A 17,199-nucleotide genomic window follows, 5' to 3' on the forward strand; every position below is an offset into this window, starting at 1 on the left:
TGCTACCGTTTAGTGCAGCGGTTCGGCCGGTGCGCCCAGTTGGCCGTCCGAATCCAGCAGGATGCGGCCTAGAGCATGCAGGTCGGGCGTGATGCCATAGTGCTCGGCCAGCGACGCCACCAGCGGTCCCAGCGCTTTCGGGTGCAAGGGATAACCATGCGCCAGTACGCGGGCGCGGCCACCTTCGCCACGCTGAGCCAAGGTTACCGCCACCACGCCGAGGCCGGGGGCTTCATGGGCGTACAGCGCAGGTGCGTCGTAGCGGTGATCCGTCGAGGCCAAAGTCTCCAACAGATAGCCGGTGGTCGGCGCGCTATTGGCCAATACCAGCGGCAGGTGATGGGCATCGAGCAGGGCGGCGTACTGGCGCATTTCAAACACCACGCCCGCGAAATCGTGCGCGCGTTGGTTTGCGTCGCCAGCGTGGCCGCCCAACCAGGCGGCAGGCGACTGCGCTTCCACCTTGCCCTCGTGATAGCGCAGCGCGAGGCCGCGGGCGCTCAGGGTGGTTTCGTCGCGATAAGGGGTGAGCAGCGCCGCTTCCAGCAAGGTCCACAACGGGGCCAGGTTCACGTGCTCGTACTGCACGCAGGTCAGCGCCAGCAGGTCGTTGCGGCTCAGATAGCGGGCATGCTCCAGGTGCACGCCCAGGGTGCGCATCAGCCAGTCGGCGGTGCGGGCGCCGGCTTCGCCGCGGCCCACCAGTTCCACTTCCAGCTTTTCGGAGAGGCTTTCAGCCAGTGTTTCGGGCGCCAGCAGGGACATCGGCAGCAGACGCATCGGGCCGTCGCCGAAGGTGGCCTCAGGCTCCAACGGCTGGGCCGGCATATGGCCTTCATGGGTGCCAAAGGCCACCACGTTCTCGATCTGACCACGCGGGACGCGCCGAGCCAGTTCGTCCAGCGTGCCCCACACGGGGAAGCCAGGGCGCAGTAGTTCCACCGCGTCGAACAGCGCGCCGGCGAGCGCCAGGCGGGCTTCGTCCACCTGCGGCACCAGGGTGTGCAGGTCGGCAGCGATCAAGACGGCCAATTCGGCCGCTTCGTCGCGGCTCAGCGTGCGACGCGATGGGGTGTCGCCTGGGGACAGTTCCAGTGCGAGAACCACGGGCAGGGCGACTAGCGTTTGTGCTTCCACAGATGACAAACCCGAACAGTGAAGAACTGGATTCTAACATTGGGGGGTTTTTGGGCTTCCGTGGCGTGGCGGCGCGGGTTAGCCTTGTCAACTCGGTTTTTTCGGACTGTTTTGGCCATGGAAAACACGCTCAAGCGCGTCGGTGTGATCGGCGGCGTACGTATCCCGTTCTGCCGCAATAACACCGCCTACGCCGATGTCGGCAATTTCGGCATGTCGGTGAAGGTGCTTGGGTCGTTGGTCGAGCGCTATGGCCTGCATGGCCAGGAGCTGGGCGAAGTGGCCATGGGCGCGGTGATCAAGCACTCGTCCGAGTGGAACCTGGCCCGCGAGGCCGTGCTGTCCTCGGGCTTGGCGCCCACCACCCCGGCCATCACCACGGCCCGCGCCTGCGGTACGTCGCTGGATAACGCCATCATCATCGCCAACAAGATCGCCACCGGGCAGATCGAGGCTGGCATTGCCGGTGGCTCGGACACCACCAGTGATGTGCCGATTGTGCTGGGCGAGCGCCTGCGTAAGCGGCTGCTGGCGGTCAACCGCGCCAAGGGCTGGCAGGACAAGTTGCGCGCCGCCAGCCTTGGTTTCTCCTTCAAAGAGTTCAAACCTGCGTTCCCGGGTGTGGCCGAGCCGCGCACCGGCATGTCCATGGGCGACCACTGCGAGAAGATGGCCAAGGAATGGCACATCGCACGGCAGGCGCAGGATCAGCTGGCGCTGGACAGCCATCACAAGCTGGCCGCTGCCTATGAGGCCGGTTTCTTCGACGATCTGGTGGTGCCGTTCCGCGGCCTGAAGCGCGACGGTTTCCTGCGCCCCGACTCCACCATGGAAAAGCTGGGGTCGCTCAAGCCGGCCTTCGACAAGAGTTCCGGCCACGGCACGCTCACCGCAGGCAACTCAACAGGCCTTTCCGATGGCGCGGCAGCCGTGCTGCTGGGCACGGAAGAGTGGGCAGCCAAGCGCGGCCTGAAAGTACAAGCCTGGTTCCGTGATGCCGAAGTGGCCGGCGTGGATTTCGTGCATGGCGAAGGCCTGCTGATGGCGCCGACCGTGGCCGTGCCGCGCATGCTGGCACGTCATGGGCTCACCCTGCAGGATTTCGATTTCTACGAGATCCATGAGGCGTTTGCCGCCCAGGTTCTATGTACCTTGCGGGCCTGGGAAAGCGCGGAATACTGCAAACAGCGCCTGGGCCTCGACCAGCCGCTGGGCTCCATCGACCCGGCCAAGCTCAACGTGCATGGCTCGAGCCTCGCGGCGGGCCACCCGTTTGCGGCTACCGGTGCGCGCATCATCGCCACCCTGGCCAAGATGCTGGAACAAAAGGGTTCGGGCCGTGGCCTGATTTCCATTTGCACGGCCGGCGGCATGGGCGTCACCGCCATTCTCGAACGTTGATCGCCTGCGCCCGCCGTCGTTTTCCTGCATATGTTGCGATTGCGAACGACGGTGGGATTGAGCGTGCTTGCGTTGGCCATCGGCATTGCAGGCACCGCTTGGTTGAGTTCGCTCACCGGCGACTGGCGCGGCCCGCCGGCGGCCACCGGCACCCATGCGGACACAGTGCGCACCGTGTTACGTCGGCGCGTACGCCCTTCGCCGCAGCGGTCACACGAGCCTGCCCCCTCACTGGCGACGGCGCGCACGGCACCTGCTCCTCGCGCTGACCCCACGCCTCAGGAGCTACCCAGCCTGACACCCATTGATATGCCATCGACTCCTGCGCCATGGTTTGGCCGGGTCGAGCCGCTGTATGGGCGCGTCGTGCTGCGATTGACTGTCGATGGTGGTGGCCAGGTGGCGCATGCCGCCGTGGCCCAATCCAGCGGGGATGTGCGTCTTGATGAGCGCGCTGTCAACACCGTCACGCGCTGGCGTTTCGCCGTGCCGCCCGGTCATCCGGATGGGACGGTTGGCTCACTGGTGATGCGCTACGACGAAACGGCGAAACCCAGCGCGAACGGCATCGATCCTCGCATCCCTTAATCAGAAGAAGGGCTTGCGGAATCCGACAAGCCCTTTGCCCATCATGGTGAATCGCCCTGAAGCGCTTCACTACACCTCACGCCTCATGTGTTCACAGCGTTCAATGAGGCGGATTAACCACCACATATTGAACAGTGGTGCCGGCGTACTGGGGTTGATACCAGGTTGAGCCGCATTGCTGATACGTCATGCCATTGACCACCACGCCCGAGCAACTGGGCGGAACACTGTGCACGATGGATCCTACAACCGCTGCCGTTGTTACCGCGGCAGCGGTCACTGCGGTCGCGGTAGCAACGGGGTGATCGTTGTACCAGTTATTGTTGCAACTGCCGCAACCGCCGTTGACGTTGACATTGACGTTACGGTTGTTCCAGTTGTTGACAGTGTTCTGTCGGTTGGAAACGTTCGATTGCACTGTGCTTTGCCGATTGGACTGGCGGTCCGTCATATTGGATTGCCGGCTTTCTTCCCGCTGCGTCACGTTGCTTTGGCGGGTAGCCTGGCGGCCCTGAAAATTGACAGCACCGGCGGTTTGGACCAGCGCGATCATGGCCAACACGGCGCCCAGCAGAACTTTCTTGTTCATGGTTGCATCCCTTTCACTACGTTATTGGGCCGAAGCGGTCGCGGTGCGCTGGATGGAAATTTGGCGCGCGTTGGCGGGCGCAACAAACTCAAAGCTCTTGTCCGTGACGGCGGGTGACAGCTGCCAGTCATACGTTTCGGTATGTTGCGGTCGCGCCTTGTCGGTCAGCGATACGATGTTCACCTTGCACGGCACGGGCGTATTGCCCTGCTGAATCCACAGCTGCCATTCGACCTTCTGTCCACCGAAGGCATAGTGCGCGCAGGTCTTGCCGTTGATATTTTCGTCGCCAACGTAAGTCGCCGAGAGAATCATCTTCTCGTCAGCCTGGTGGTTGCCCCAGTCGAACAAGGCGGCGAGAGGCACGTCGATGCCGTATTCCTTGGTCAGCTGAGCTCTCAGCCCTTCCAGGGTGGAGGGAGCATCGATCACGGTGTAGTAATTCCCCGTTTCGCTGAAGAGCGTGAACGTCTTGCCGTTGTAGTAGGCGTGCTTGCTCTGCCCGACGCCGGATCCGGTGATATCGGCTTGGAGACCATCAGGGCGCCGCACCAGCATGCGTGTCACATGCGAAAACTGCAGCAATTTCAGTTGCCCGCTGTTGTCGATCATCTGATCGGTATAGGCGTTAACTACCACTTCGAATTGCTTCAGCCCGTGCAGGTATTGCGCCATTTTGTCCAGCGCCTCAACTACTTTTGAGTCCTTTGGCGGTGTTTCTGCTGCAAGGGCAGCTACGGGGGTAAGGCACAGTGCGCTTATGGAAAGGCCAAGGGCGCGAAGTCGGTCCATCGTCGTTTCTCCATGTGAAGCAATGCCTACCGAGGTGAGAGGAATCGCCGCGGTACATCGCCTGTATGTTTTGAACTGAAGGGCGCAAATCGGAGGGAGTTGCCGCTCGATTAGAGGGCAAAACGCGGAGCGTCGCTGTCGGCGAACTCCGCTTCTTTCTGTTCGTCTTGCCCCGTCAAGCATTCCGCTTTTGCGACTGCTTGGTTGAACCGAGGCCTGTTTGGGCGGCCGATGGACCGGCCTACAGCACGCCTTGCGCGCCGGCACCAAACGCAGTGATCAAACGCGTGTAGATCAGCTTCGGCGACACATCGACATCCGGGAAGTCGCCCACCGGGATGTAGCAGCTGAAGAAGGCGGGGTCGCTGGGGCGCATGGGCGTGCAACCCGCCTTGAGGTCATAGCTGGTGGCGTAGCGATACGGCCACAGATCGAATACCGGCAAGCTGGCGGATACGTCGCCGATAGCCATGCTTACGCCGCTCTGCTGACGAGGTGCCACCACCCAGGCGTTTTCCGGCTGCGTATCGCGAAGAATGCTCTCGCGCAGTGCGCTGGCGAACCGCGCGTCATACACGATGACCCCTGCCTCGGTGTTGTAGTGGTCGGAGCGCGGGTCAAAGTTATGCGAACCGACCATGGCGAAGTCGTCATCCACCACGATGGACTTGGCATGCAGGGCAAAGCGCCGCCCAGGCGTGGTGAGTGGCGCCGGACGGTTGCGCCGGGCTGAGCCGTGACTGCCCAACAGGCCGCGCTCCGTGCCGACGCGGTGCCGTGTTGTTTTGTTGCCTGCCAAGGGTGGCATCGGGCCTTCGTCGGTGGCGGCCTGCGCATTGTCTTCGGCAGGGCCTACGGCATGTGGCTTCAGTTCGTGGATTTCGAAACCGTCGTCCTTGAGGTAGCGCTTGCGATGCTTGTACGACAGCGCATACACCGCGAACGCATCGGTGGAGGCGAGTGAGTTGGTCGATACGATGATGCGCGGCGGCGCCTCGCGTTGGCGTAGCTGCGCAAAGATCTGCTGCGCGCGGTCGCTCAACACCAGATAGGGCGTCTGAAGTACCACTTCATGCTGGGCCGAACTCACCAGATGCATCAGGCGTGTGGTGAATTCGCGGGCGTCGCGTTTGTCCGGTTGCTTGGTCTTGGCCGGCAGGTCACTGAAGTACTCCACGCGGTTGGTGCGCAGGGTTTCCGACACCAGGGCATCGTCGAGCCAGTCGTCGTCCTCGGCCTCTTCCTGCACTCGTGCGACACGCTGTGGGTGCGCGTAGTGGGGCTCGGGCCAAGGGGGAGGCGCGTCGCGATTGAGCAGGCCGCGATTGATATCGCGTAGATGCGTCAGCGGCTTGGATCGCTTGTGGTTCCAGAACGTTTCGAAGCTGGCGGCCATCTCGCGTGCCGCGGGGCCGCCCACCATCACATCGCGGTCGACGTAGTCAAAGTCGTCATCCCAGTCGAAGTAGCGGTCCTGATAATTGCGTCCACCCGTGATGCCGATGGTGTCGTCCACCAGTAGCAACTTGTTGTGCATGCGCTGGTTGAACTTCCTGAAGCAGCACACGATGCTGGCGCTGAACTCCATCACCGAGGTTTGTGCCTCGTGGAAGGTCGGGTTGTACAGGCGCACCTCCAGGTTCTGGTGCGCGGTGGCAAGCCGTTCGAGCAGCGCCACATCGCCAAACGAGAACAGCTGATCAGCGAGGATGCGCACCTTTACGCCGCGCTGGGCCGCCTTCAGCAATTCGTTGAGCACCAGCTGGCCGGCGTCGTCCTGATCCCAGATATAGGTCTGTACGTCGATGGAGCGCTGTGCGGCGCGGATCAGGTTGATGCGCGCCACCATCGCCGCTTCGCTGTCGTTGAGCAGGGTGACCACATGCACCGGCTGAGCGTCGGTGGAGTCGCTCATGGCCTGCTGCGCGGCGGCCAGCAGTGGGGAATCGATGGCGCAGTGGTCCGGCTGATCGCAGTCGAGCTGCCGTTGCGTGCCAGCTGCCACCACTTCGTCAGCGCGATGGATGCGCGCAGGCGACACGCTGCATCCCGACGAAAGCAGGATCGCTGCAAGCAGCATGGAAAGGGCGATCCAGCGTTGGCGCATCCGCCGATGATACGGGGAGTTGTTTAACGCCTGGCGTAATCCAGGCTGATCATCATGCCCAGCTCAACGCGGTCAGACAGGGCGGTGCGGTGCCCGTTCATGCCGAATTCGCTGCGCTGGATGGTGCCTTTCACGGCGATCACGCACTCCTGCGGCTCAGCAAGAGGACAACGGGAGGGCATCAGTTCGAAATGGGCCGGGCGGGTCACGCCGCGCACGGTCAGCGTGCCGTCGAGGTCGCCACCTTTTTCCAGCATGGTCAGCGAAATGGGCTCGGACACGAAGTGGATCGAAGGATAGTGCGATACGTCGAAGAACTCCGGCGCCAGCACCCAACGGCGGATGCGGTCCGAGCTCATGTGAATGCTGTCCACGGTGATGTGGGCGTCGACAATGGCCGTGTCATGCAGGGAGCTGAGCGTGACGTCGCCGTCGATTTCCTCGAAGCGGCCGGCGATCTGGCTTAGCCACAACAGCCGAACGCCGAAGTCTGCATGCGAGCGCGTGGGGTCAATGCGATAGTCCGCCGCGTGTGCCGGCAACGAAGCCAGCAACAACACGGCCAGACAGCTAATGAGCCACGTCATGGAGACCAGAAAGCGTCCAGTCGGGCATTGCCCGGCTCAAGCGCACCGTTGAGGTGCAATACGGCAAGGCCACCGGGCGGCATGCCGCGGAATTCATCGGAACGGCCTTCCACCAGCAAGGCCACCAGCCGTTCGATGCCCGGGTTGTGGCCGACCAGCATCACCGTGCCGACGTCGCCGTGCTGATCCAGCAGGGCCAGCAGCTCGCCTGGGGTGGCTTCGTAAATATCGTCGGCAAATTCAGGGGCGGGCGCGTGCTTCATGGCTTCCAGCGCCAGTACCGCGGTACTGCGGGTGCGCTCGGAAGGGGAACACAGCACGCGATCGGGTTTTACCCCGTGGGACGCCAGCCATTTGCCGGCGGCCCGCGCCTCCTGTTCGCCGTGTCCGCTCAGGCGCCGGGCCTGGTCGCTGCCTCCCGACGGGGCGGGCTGGGCTTCGGCGTGACGCAACAGGATGAGTTCGTGCATGGTTTGGCTCCAAGGTCGTGCTGCTCAGGTAGCACGTGATTCAGTGCTGGCGCTTGATCCAGCGCAGGAGGTGTTTCCAGTCCTCCTGGTGGCTCCGGACGTTTTCCGAAGCGTAGTCAAAGATGCCCTTGCCAAGTGCGGTCAGCAGCACATAGGCCTGGCTGTCCCGCAATTGCGCCACGACGGGAAATGGCGCGCCCTCGGCTAATTGCGTCATGGCGTCCTGGCTGGCGTTGGTCCACGGCTTGAGCCGATTGCCGACGAGCCCCACCGGTAGTTTTCCTCGCTTGATGCGGTTGATCTGCTTGAGATGCTCAAGGAAGTCGAACGTGGCATCGAGGTCGAAGGTTGACGGCAGCACGGGTACCAGCAGTACATCCGCTTTTTCCAGAAACGGTTCAAGGTCGCGTTCCTGGGAGCCGGCGGGGGTGTCGATCAGCACCCGCTGCGTGTCGGGGGGAAGTTTTTCCAGTGCTCGACGGTGGCCATCCAGCGCCAGCACGCCCGGCACATTGTCTGGGCGCCGTGTGGCCCATCGGAAACCGGACTGCTGCCGGTCGGCATCCACAATGGCCGTGTGCTTGCCATCCTGTGCCCAGTGCGAGGCCAGCTGGGTGACCAGCGTGCTCTTGCCACAACCGCCTTTGCTGCTTGCTACCAGTACCGTCAGCATGATGCCGCCCCAGTGTTCAAGCCTGAACCAAGCCTAGGGCAGGGAGTGGGGAATAGGGAATAGGGAGTTGATGAAGCGCGGCGATCCGCCTCCTGCCAACTCCCTGCTCCGCTCGGTCAGCCAGCTTTGCCCGTTTCAAAATCGGCCGGTGCATCAACCGGAATCTCAAAGTCGTGCAGCGCGGTGAGCATGAGGCTCATCTGGTTGCCGCCCGAACGGGCCAGCTGCACCAGATGCTGCGCGACGGCGGTATCGCCCTGGGCGCGCGCCGACAGCTGCGAGAAGCTCTGTACCTGCCACACCAGATTGCGGCGGGCGCGGCGGGCGTCTTCCTGCTGTGCCGGGTCGTCCGCCAACACTTCGCGCAGGTGCAGCCCAAGCGAGCGGGCCAGCGGGCTGGAACCCCACTCCAGAATCTTGCCGAGCTTGAGGCAGTCTGCCTTGATGGAGGCGTCGCTGGCGCCCTCCTCACACAGCCGCGCGGTCGCCTGCAAACCCGGTTGCGGCTGGGTCTCGGCCAGGCCGAACACCATGGTCATTTGCACCCCGGTGGCGCCAGTGGCCGAAAGCGGGTTGATCACCGCCGGGGGCGGCGGCAGCATGGCGACCGTGGTGGCCAGCGCCTTGAGGCTGGCGCCGGTGTAATCGTCATAGACCTTGGCCGAGGCGGCCTTGGCCAGATCCTCGCGAGCGGCGTCTGCCTTGGTGTCGCGAGTGTCCTGCCCCAGCTTGAGCAGCCACACGGCGGCGTTGTCCGGTGCCTGCTGCACCAGCTTGGCCATGGCGTCGCTGTTCGGGCAGTCGTCTGCCTTGGGATCACAATCGCTCAGGCGAACCCAGTTGATCTCCGGGCCGGCGTCCGACGCCTGCGCCGCGCGGTTGATCAGGGCATGGAAAGTGTTGAAGTCGGGAAGATTGGTCAGCGGGCGTGCCAGCAAGGCACCGCCCAGCAGCGGGATGGCGTCGCCCTGGGGCGCAATGACGCTCACCAGGTCCTTCTGGAAAGCCAGCAGCGCCTGGTTGCGTGCGACCTGTTGCTTGTCGGCGGAAGCAGCCGGCTTGGCAGCGGGCGCTGGAGACTTTGCGGCCAAGGCCGGGCCAGCGGATACAGCCAGCAGCAGGGCAAGCGCGAGGGGGTGCCGTCCAAGCATCGGATCATCCTTCCAGAAAACGAAGCGGCCAGCATACCCGCAGAGGATTAAGCTCGCCTGATCCAGCGAACCGGGCAGGCGGGAGAATGCCGCCAGCCTTGCTAGCATGGCCGCTTCGCGACGCCCCGGGATGCCACGCCATCCTGCGCAGCACAGGAGAGAATCGAGTGAACAATATTTACCATCTGGCCGACGGCCCGGCCCCCTGGTTTGCGGGCTTGGGCACGCTGGCCTTGATCAACGCGGGGCTGGCCCAGGGCAAAAATCGCAGCGGCATGCTTTGGTTTCTGGTATCGCTGCTGCTTGGCCCGATTGCCACGCTGATCATTGTGCTGTTGCCCAAGGCCCGCCAGACGATGTTCTGAGTCAGGATCAGTCGCTGGTTTGTAGGAGCGCGCTTGCGCGCGACAGACCTACGGGTATTCGAGGAAACGCAGGCTGGGGGAGGCCGCAAAGGTGCGGTCGCGCACAAGTGCGCTCCTACAGAGAAGGGCATAAAAAAAACCCGGTGTGGAGGCCACACCGGGTCTTCGGATCGAACCTGGGGTTACTCGCCCAGCGCTTCGCGCATGAATTCCGGCTGGGCCAGCGCCGCCTTGTGCATATCGGCGTTGTAGTAGCGGGTAGCGAAGTTCTTGCTCAGCGCGCCACGCTCGCGGAAGCCGGTGAGGTCGCCGCCCTTGCGGACCATGGTGCAACTCCACCAGCCGGTGGGGTAGCACGGCTGCGGGAACGGCAGCGTCTTCACCGCGCTGAAGCCGGCGGTGCGCATGGCCGAACGCATGGACTTGATCAGCTCAAGGTGCGCAATCGGCGACTCGGACTGCTGCACCAGGATGCCGCCATGGCGCAGGGCCTTGTAGCAGCTGGCGTAGAAGGCGGCGTTGAACAGACCTTCGGCCGGGCCAACCGGGTCGGTCGAGTCCACGATGATCAGGTCCAGCGACTCCGGCTCCGCTTCGGCCATGTACTTGATGCCGTCGATGAACAGCAGCTCCGCGCGAGGGTCGTTGTTGGATTCGCACAGCTCGGGGAAGTACTGCTCGGCCAGGCGCGTCACGCGCTCGTCGATCTCCACCTGCACGGCGTGCTCGACTTCTTCATGCTTGAGCACTTCGCGCAGGGTGCCACAGTCGCCGCCGCCGATGATCACCACGCGCTTGGCGCGTGCGTGGGTGAACAGCGCCGGGTGCGTCATCATCTCGTGATAGAGGAAGTTGTCGCGGCTGGTCAGCATCACGCAGCCGTCGATCACCATCAGGTTGCCCCAGTCGGTGGTCTGGTAAATCTCGATGGTCTGGAACGGGGTTTTCTCGGCGTGCAGCAGCTTCTCCACGCGGTAACCGATGGAGGAGCCGGAGGCCTGGTGGGCTTCGGTGAACCAGCTGGGGTGCTGCGACATGGGGATGTTCCTGACGATCGATGGGTTCAAAGAACGGGAATTGTAGCCGAACCGGGGGTGGCGTCCGGGCCCGCCCATCGGCACATTGTCACAAGACGCCGTTACAATAGCCGCCCGGACCGCCGCCCCAAGCCGTTTGCGGTCCCCAAGTCAGTCCGGCCCCGCGGCGTGCGAGGCTTCCGGCCGACTGACTTTGCTTTCGTCAAGGCACCGCCGCTGCGACGACATGCCCAGGGTGTTACACGCCCGCTTGTATCAAGGAGCCCTCCATGTCGAAGCACTGGAATATTGACGCTGCCCGCCATACCTACGCCGTCCCGCACTGGAGCGATGGCTATGTGGACGTCGATGCCGCCGGCCATATCGTGATGCGCCCGCACGGCGCCAAGGGACCGGCATTGTCGTTGCCTGCCATCGTCGATCGTGCACGTGCCGAAGGCCTGCGCCTACCGCTGCTCGTGCGATTTCCTGACATCCTCGCCGACCGTTTGAAGCGTTTGCAGGATGCCTTCGCCAAGGCCATTGGCGAGTGGAGCTATGGCGGCGGCTATACGGCCGTCTATCCGATCAAGGTGAACCAGCAGCGCGGCGTGGCCGGCGAGCTGGTGGCGGCGGGCGAGCATGGCTTCGGTCTCGAGGCCGGCTCCAAGCCCGAGCTGATGGCGGTGCTGGCCATGGCACGTCCTGGCAGCGTGGTGATCTGCAACGGCTATAAGGATCGCGAATACATCCGTCTGGCGCTGATCGGCCGCAAGCTCGGACTGCGTGTGCATATCGTGATCGAGAAGCTCTCCGAGCTCGATCACGTGTTCACCGAAGCCAAGGCGCTGAACGTCGAGCCGCTGCTCGGCGTGCGCGTGCGCCTGGCTTCCATCGGCGCCGGCAAGTGGCAGAACACCGGTGGCGACAAGGGCAAGTTCGGCCTCTCGCCGAGCCAGGTGCTCACCCTGGTGGAGCGCCTGGAGCAGGCTGGCCTCAAGCACACGCTGAAGCTGCAGCACTTCCATATGGGCTCGCAGATCTCCAACGTGCGCGACATCGCCAATGGCATGCGCGAGGCCACGCGCTACTTCGTGGAACTGAAGCGCATGGGCGTGCCGCTGGATATCGTCGATGTGGGCGGTGGCCTGGGCGTGGACTACGAAGGCTCGCGCTCGCGTAGCCACAACTCCATCAACTATTCGATCGAGCAGTACGCCTCGACCATCGTGCAGTCGCTGGCGGAGGCCGTCGCCGAGGCGAACCTTTCGGCGCCGCACATCATCACCGAGGCGGGTCGCGCCATGACCGCGCATCACGCGGTGATGGTGGTCAATGTCACCGAAGTGGAGCCGGTACCCGACGGCAACATTCCGCCGGTGCACGAGCACGAGCCCGCCGTGCTGCGCCGCTTGCGCGAAACCTGGGAAGAGCTCGACCAGCGTCCCGCACTGGAACTGTTTCACGAAGCGCAACATCACCTGGCGGAAGGCCAGACGCTGTACGCACTGGGCCAGCTCCACCTGGAGGACCGCGCGCGCCTCGACGACATGTATTACGCCATCGCCAACGAAGTGCGCAAACGGCTGCTGCCGGCCGAGCGCTCGCATCGCCAGGCGCTGGATGAGCTGGATGAGAAGCTGGTCGACAAGTACTTCGTCAACTTCTCCGTGTTTGAATCGGTGCCCGATATCTGGGCGATCGACCAGATCTTCCCGATTGCACCGATTGCCAGATTGAATGAAGAGCCGACTCGTCGCGGCGTAATCGTCGACCTTACCTGCGATTCCGATGGCCGCATCGACGACTACGTCGACGCCGAGGGCGTCGACGTCAGCCTGCCGTTGCATGCGCTGAAGGAAGACGAAAGCTATCGCCTCGGCATCTTCATGGTGGGCGCGTATCAGGAAACGCTGGGCGACATCCACAACCTGTTCGGCGACACCGACGCGGTGAACGTGCGTGTCGATGGCGATTCGTATGTTTTCGCGCACAAGCGCCGCGGTGATACCACGGACCTGATGCTCGACTACGTCGGTTACGACCTGGAGGCACTGCGTCGCAGCTATCGCGAGCGTATCGCCGCGGTCGGCGTCGAAGGCGAGGCGGCTGAGCAGTTGTTTGTCACATTGAATGAAGGTTTGACCGGCTATACCTACCTTTCTGAGGGTGCGCACTAAGCCCGTTATGTGCTGCATGGCTCCCTAGCTCGTCATTCCGGCGCAGGCCGGAATCCAGTCACCGCCGTAGCCGGCTTTCACGAGAGCGCTCGTCAGTGCTTCCGCGAAAGCCGAGCGATATCGCTACTGGATTCCGGCCTGCGCCGGAATGACGAAGTAGGAAGGTGTGTCGCGAAGTGTTCTTCGGTCACACGAATGTGCGCCCCCCATCCGATTTCGTTTCTGCTTTCCCCGTTCCCCATCGACAGGAGTGGTTATGGCAAGTCTCGACGGCAAGGTGGCACTCATCACTGGCGCAGCCAGCGGCCTGGGCAAGGCAATTGCCGAGCTATACGCGAAGAACGGCGCGGCAGTAGCCATCGCCGATATCAATCAGCAAGCAGCCGACGCGACTGCTGCTGAAATCACGGCTGCCGGGGGCAAGGCCATTGGCATCGCCATGGATGTCACCGACGAAGCTGCCGTCAACGCCGGCACTGACAAGGTCGTCGCGCAGTTCGGTCACCTGGATATCCTGATTTCCAACGCGGGCATCCAGATCATCAATCCGATCGATCAGTTCGCCTACGCCGACTGGAAGAAGATGCTCGCGATCCATCTGGACGGCGGCTTCCTCACCACCAAGGCCGCCCTCAAGCACATGTACCAGGATGATCGCGGCGGCATCGTGATCTACATGGGTTCTGTGCACTCGCACGAAGCGTCCAAGCTCAAGTCCGCCTACGTCGCTGCCAAGCACGGCCTGCTGGGCCTTGCGCGCACGCTGGCAAAAGAGGGCGCGGCGCACAACGTGCGTTCGCACGTGATCTGCCCCGGTTTTGTGCGTACGCCGCTGGTGGAGAAGCAGATACCCGAGCAGGCCAAGGAGCTGGGCATCAGCGAGGCCGACGTGATCAAGAACGTGATGCTCAAGGACACGGTGGACGGCGTGTTCACCACCGTCGACGACATTGCGCAGACGGCGCTTTATCTGGCCACCTTCCCGTCCGCGGCACTCACCGGTCAGTCGATCGTGGTGAGCCACGGTTGGTACATGCAGTAGTCGCTTTACCTCGTCCCGGCTGTGCCGGGGCGGGGTTCGACCAGCTCAATCCCATCGATGCCGGCCCGCACGGGCCGATATGCGCCGTGCGGGCCGGTTGCCAGGAGCGCTACCGCCATGAAGATTGCTGACGTGAAGGCCAATGCCTTCGCCATGCCTTTGACCAGCCCGGCCTTTCCGCCCGGGCCTTACCGCTTTGTTGATCGCGAATTTCTGGTCATCACCTATCGCACCGACCCCGATGCTCTGCGCGAGGTCGTGCCCGAACCGCTGGAAGTGACCGAACCACTGGTCAAGTACGAATTCATCCGCATGCCTGATTCCACCGGCTTCGGCGATTACACGGAATCCGGCCAGGTGATCCCGGTCAGCTTCCAGGGCCAACACGGCAGCTATGTGCATTCGATGTATCTGAATGACCATCCGCCGATTGCTGGCGGTCGGGAGCTGTGGGGTTTCCCGAAGAAACTGGCGACTCCCATACTGGAAACTGAGATCGACACGTTGGTGGGTACGCTGGATTACGGCAAGGTACGCGTGGCGAAGGGCACCATGGGTTTCAAGCACCGCCAGGCCGATCACCAGGCCGTGCTTGCTTCCCTGGCCGCCCCCAACTTCCTGCTCAAGATCATTCCGCACGTGGATGGCTCGCCACGCATCTGCGAGCTGGTTCGCTACTACACAACCAACGTCACGCTCAAAGGTGCCTGGACCGGCCCAGCGGCGCTGGAGTTGCACGCCCATGCATTGGCGCCGGTGGCGGATCTGCCGGTGCTGAAGGTCGAGTCGGCGTTGCATTTCATCACCGACCTGACCCTCGACCTGGGCACCGTGGTGTACGACTATCTGGCTGATTGAGCCGAGGCTTATGCGTATGGACGTCCGAAAGAACTCGCCGGATTCAAAGCTGTCCGACCAGGACCGGTTGCGACAGCTCCACAAGCAATACCAAACCACCGCCCTCGTGCTGCAGGGCGGTGGAGCGCTGGGCGCTTACCAGGCCGGCGTGTATGAAGCGTTGGACGAAGTGGGTATTCACCCGAACTGGGTGGCCGGCATCTCCATCGGTGCACTCAATGCGGCCATCATTGCAGGTAATGCACCGGAGCATCGCGTCGATCGCTTGCGCGAGTTCTGGCAGACCATCTGCCGCCCCGCGCTGGTGCCGGGATGGGCTACAGCACCACTGGATCCTGGCGCATGGGAACTGCCCTGGCAGAACGGCATGAGCGGCTGGGCTGCGTTGCGTGCCTTGGTCGAAGGGCAGCCGGGCTTCTTCAGTCCGCGCCCGTTTCCGCTGGTGCCTTGGCGCGCGTCGCCGACGACGGCGAGCTGGTATGACACCTCGCCTTTAAGGGCCACGCTGGAGCGCCTAGTGGATTTCGATCGCATCAATCACAAGCGCGCATTACGCGTCTCGGTGGGGGCGGTCAACATTCGCACGGGTAACTTCGTCTATTTCGACAACACCCAGGGCGAGCTTCGTGTTGAACACTTCATGGCGTCCGGTGCGCTGCCACCGGGGTTCCCTGCGATCGAAGTGGATGGCGAGTTCTACTGGGATGGCGGCATGGTGTCCAACACGCCGCTATACAAAGTGTTATCCGACCCTTCCTGTCGCGACACCCTGATTTTCCAGGTCGACCTTTGGAGCTCACGTGGCGAGCTGCCGTGCGATCTGGCCGAGGTCACGTCGCGCGCCAAGGACATTCAGTATTCCAGCCGCACCCGCCTCATTACCGAATACATGGGGCTTCGGCAGCGCCAGCAGCGCATACTTCACGATCTGATGGCGCTGGTGCCGGAAGCCCAGCGGCACCAGTCCGCTTATCGCCAGGCGGAGCTCCATGCCAGTGGTGCATTGGTTAACCTATTCCACCTCATTTACCGTAACAAACCGTACGAGGGGCACTACAAGGACTACGAGTTCAGCTTTGACAGCATGCGCCAGCACTGGAGCAGCGGCCTGGAAGATTTGCGCTGCACCTTCGCGGAGCCAAGCTGGTTCGAGTTGCCCAGCACCGAACATCCTTTCGTGACACACGACGTACATTGTGAAGATTGATCCACCGGGAATTCTCATGAGTCTCAAAGCTGCATTTATTGGACTGGGTGCGATGGGCACCCCCATGGCCGGTCACCTCAAGGCACACGGTCTGCTTCACGCGGTGTCGAGCCGCACGCAAGCCAACGCCGACGCCGTGGCCAAAGAGCTTGGTGTCGGTGCGCCATCGCTGGCTGAAATCGCGGCACAGTGCGATGTGATTGCGCTGTGCGTCACGGCCGATGCCGACGTGCTCGGTTTGGTCGATGTACTTGCGCCGCATTTGAAGAAAGGCGCGATCGTCGTCGATCACTCCACGGTGGCGCCTGACACGGCCAAGCAAGCCGCTGCCAAGCTCACTGCCGTGGGCGCTCATTTCCTCGATGCGCCGGTGTCAGGCGGCGTCGAAGGCGCCAAGAACGGCAAGCTCTCAGTGATGGTAGGTGGCGATGCCGACGTGCTCGAACGGGCACGCCCGGTGCTGGAAGCTTACGCGCTTCGTGTCACGCACCTCGGTGATGTTGGTGCAGGTCAGGCAACCAAGGCAGTCAACCAAATACTCGTTGCCGGCATCGCGCAAGGTGTATGCGAAGGCCTCGCACTCGCCGAAGCGCTGGGCCTCGACCCCGAACGCCTGCTTCCCACACTGGGTGCCGGTGCGGCAGGCAACTGGTTCCTTGAAAAGCGTGGCTCCACGATGTTGCGCAACGAGTTCAGCGTGGGCTTCAAGCTTGGACTGTTGCACAAGGATCTTGGCATCGTCCGTCGCATCGCCGAAAGCGCTGGCACCAACCGCAGCGTGATTGAGCGCTCGCTCGCCGACTATGCAGAGCTGATGAGCCAGGGTTACGGCGATGACGACATCTCCGGTTTGATCAGGTTGAAGCGCAAAGCTTGATCGGTTAGTGAACAGAACCACGCCGTTGGCTGGGCCTTTTGCGGCCCAGCCCGGCCGGTGGTCACCGACACGCCGTTCGTGTCATTGAATGCTTTGATCGCCGATCGGCGAACTTCTGGGTGTGGCGAATCACCGTGTGACCGATAGGCCACGGGGCGG

General features: G+C 63.0%; 17 protein-coding genes. 8 read left to right on the top strand and 9 right to left on the bottom strand.

Features of this window, described 5'->3' with window-relative positions; translation table 11 throughout:
- Nucleotides 1-9: 9 nt before the first annotated feature.
- Nucleotides 10-1,137: a hypothetical protein gene (locus AC0GUR_RS16920; protein WP_472878673.1), complete on the bottom strand. Its 1,128-nt coding sequence runs from the start codon at nucleotides 1,135-1,137 to the stop codon at nucleotides 10-12.
- A 117-nt stretch (nucleotides 1,138-1,254) separates the two neighbouring features.
- Here AC0GUR_RS16920 and AC0GUR_RS16925 point away from each other — a divergent pair, with 117 nt between their 5' ends.
- The gene (locus tag AC0GUR_RS16925; protein WP_472878674.1) at nucleotides 1,255-2,538 is read left to right on the top strand and encodes an acetyl-CoA C-acetyltransferase; all 1,284 of its coding nucleotides are present in this window, start codon (nucleotides 1,255-1,257) and stop codon (nucleotides 2,536-2,538) included.
- A gap of 63 nt (nucleotides 2,539-2,601) precedes the next feature.
- Nucleotides 2,602-3,126: an energy transducer TonB gene (locus tag AC0GUR_RS16930; protein ID WP_472878675.1), complete on the top strand. Its 525-nt coding sequence runs from the start codon at nucleotides 2,602-2,604 to the stop codon at nucleotides 3,124-3,126.
- A 100-nt stretch (nucleotides 3,127-3,226) separates the two neighbouring features.
- Here the strand turns inward: AC0GUR_RS16930 and AC0GUR_RS16935 are convergent, their stop codons facing one another.
- The 7 genes from AC0GUR_RS16935 to AC0GUR_RS16965 form a co-directional block, all read right to left on the bottom strand.
- Nucleotides 3,227-3,715, bottom strand: a complete 489-nt coding sequence (locus AC0GUR_RS16935) for a hypothetical protein (RefSeq protein ID WP_472878676.1) — start codon at nucleotides 3,713-3,715, stop codon at nucleotides 3,227-3,229.
- Nucleotides 3,716-3,736: 21 nt separating this feature from the next.
- Nucleotides 3,737-4,507: a DUF2092 domain-containing protein gene (locus AC0GUR_RS16940; protein WP_472878677.1), complete on the bottom strand. Its 771-nt coding sequence runs from the start codon at nucleotides 4,505-4,507 to the stop codon at nucleotides 3,737-3,739.
- A gap of 241 nt (nucleotides 4,508-4,748) precedes the next feature.
- Entirely contained in the window at nucleotides 4,749-6,614 is a 1,866-nt protein-coding gene (locus AC0GUR_RS16945) for a phospholipase D-like domain-containing protein (RefSeq protein WP_472878678.1), read from the bottom strand.
- Nucleotides 6,615-6,637: 23 nt separating this feature from the next.
- The gene (locus AC0GUR_RS16950; protein ID WP_472878679.1) at nucleotides 6,638-7,201 is read right to left on the bottom strand and encodes a YceI family protein; all 564 of its coding nucleotides are present in this window, start codon (nucleotides 7,199-7,201) and stop codon (nucleotides 6,638-6,640) included.
- Nucleotides 7,198-7,671 carry a SixA phosphatase family protein gene (locus AC0GUR_RS16955; protein ID WP_472878680.1) on the bottom strand — a complete coding sequence of 158 codons (474 nt, stop codon included), beginning with the start codon at nucleotides 7,669-7,671 and terminating at the stop codon, nucleotides 7,198-7,200. The genes AC0GUR_RS16950 and AC0GUR_RS16955 overlap by 4 nt, the downstream gene beginning before the upstream one ends.
- Nucleotides 7,672-7,711: 40 nt before the next feature.
- On the bottom strand, nucleotides 7,712-8,344 hold the full coding sequence (locus AC0GUR_RS16960) for a nucleotide-binding protein (RefSeq protein ID WP_472878681.1): 633 nt from the start codon (nucleotides 8,342-8,344) through the stop codon (nucleotides 7,712-7,714).
- Nucleotides 8,345-8,460: 116 nt separating this feature from the next.
- On the bottom strand, nucleotides 8,461-9,495 hold the full coding sequence (locus AC0GUR_RS16965; protein ID WP_472878682.1) for a hypothetical protein: 1,035 nt from the start codon (nucleotides 9,493-9,495) through the stop codon (nucleotides 8,461-8,463).
- Between the two features lie 167 nt (nucleotides 9,496-9,662).
- On the opposite strand from AC0GUR_RS16965, the gene AC0GUR_RS16970 reads away from it, so the two are divergent.
- Complete coding sequence (locus tag AC0GUR_RS16970; protein WP_472878683.1) at nucleotides 9,663-9,860, top strand: antitermination protein NusB; 198 nt, start codon at nucleotides 9,663-9,665, stop codon at nucleotides 9,858-9,860.
- Nucleotides 9,861-10,042: 182 nt separating this feature from the next.
- On the opposite strand, the gene speE is transcribed toward AC0GUR_RS16970, so the two are convergent.
- The gene (gene speE / locus AC0GUR_RS16975; protein WP_472878684.1) at nucleotides 10,043-10,897 is read right to left on the bottom strand and encodes a polyamine aminopropyltransferase; all 855 of its coding nucleotides are present in this window, start codon (nucleotides 10,895-10,897) and stop codon (nucleotides 10,043-10,045) included.
- Nucleotides 10,898-11,166: 269 nt separating this feature from the next.
- On the opposite strand from speE, the gene speA reads away from it, so the two are divergent.
- The 5 genes from speA to AC0GUR_RS17000 all read left to right on the top strand — a co-directional run bounded on the left by speA (nucleotide 11,167) and on the right by AC0GUR_RS17000 (nucleotide 17,040).
- Nucleotides 11,167-13,056, top strand: a complete 1,890-nt coding sequence (speA, locus tag AC0GUR_RS16980) for a biosynthetic arginine decarboxylase (protein ID WP_472878685.1) — start codon at nucleotides 11,167-11,169, stop codon at nucleotides 13,054-13,056.
- Between the two features lie 256 nt (nucleotides 13,057-13,312).
- Nucleotides 13,313-14,098: a 3-hydroxybutyrate dehydrogenase gene (locus tag AC0GUR_RS16985; RefSeq protein ID WP_472878686.1), complete on the top strand. Its 786-nt coding sequence runs from the start codon at nucleotides 13,313-13,315 to the stop codon at nucleotides 14,096-14,098.
- 117 nt (nucleotides 14,099-14,215) lie between these two features.
- Nucleotides 14,216-14,956, top strand: coding sequence for an acetoacetate decarboxylase (locus tag AC0GUR_RS16990; protein ID WP_472878687.1), 741 nt, complete (start codon nucleotides 14,216-14,218; stop codon nucleotides 14,954-14,956).
- A 16-nt stretch (nucleotides 14,957-14,972) separates the two neighbouring features.
- Nucleotides 14,973-16,163: a DUF3734 domain-containing protein gene (locus tag AC0GUR_RS16995; protein ID WP_472878688.1), complete on the top strand. Its 1,191-nt coding sequence runs from the start codon at nucleotides 14,973-14,975 to the stop codon at nucleotides 16,161-16,163.
- A 16-nt stretch (nucleotides 16,164-16,179) separates the two neighbouring features.
- Nucleotides 16,180-17,040 carry an NAD(P)-dependent oxidoreductase gene (locus AC0GUR_RS17000; RefSeq protein WP_472878689.1) on the top strand — a complete coding sequence of 287 codons (861 nt, stop codon included), beginning with the start codon at nucleotides 16,180-16,182 and terminating at the stop codon, nucleotides 17,038-17,040.
- The last annotated feature ends 159 nt before the right edge of the window (nucleotides 17,041-17,199 follow it).

Source organism: Dyella sp. PARNA 12/25 (assembly GCF_055702865.1).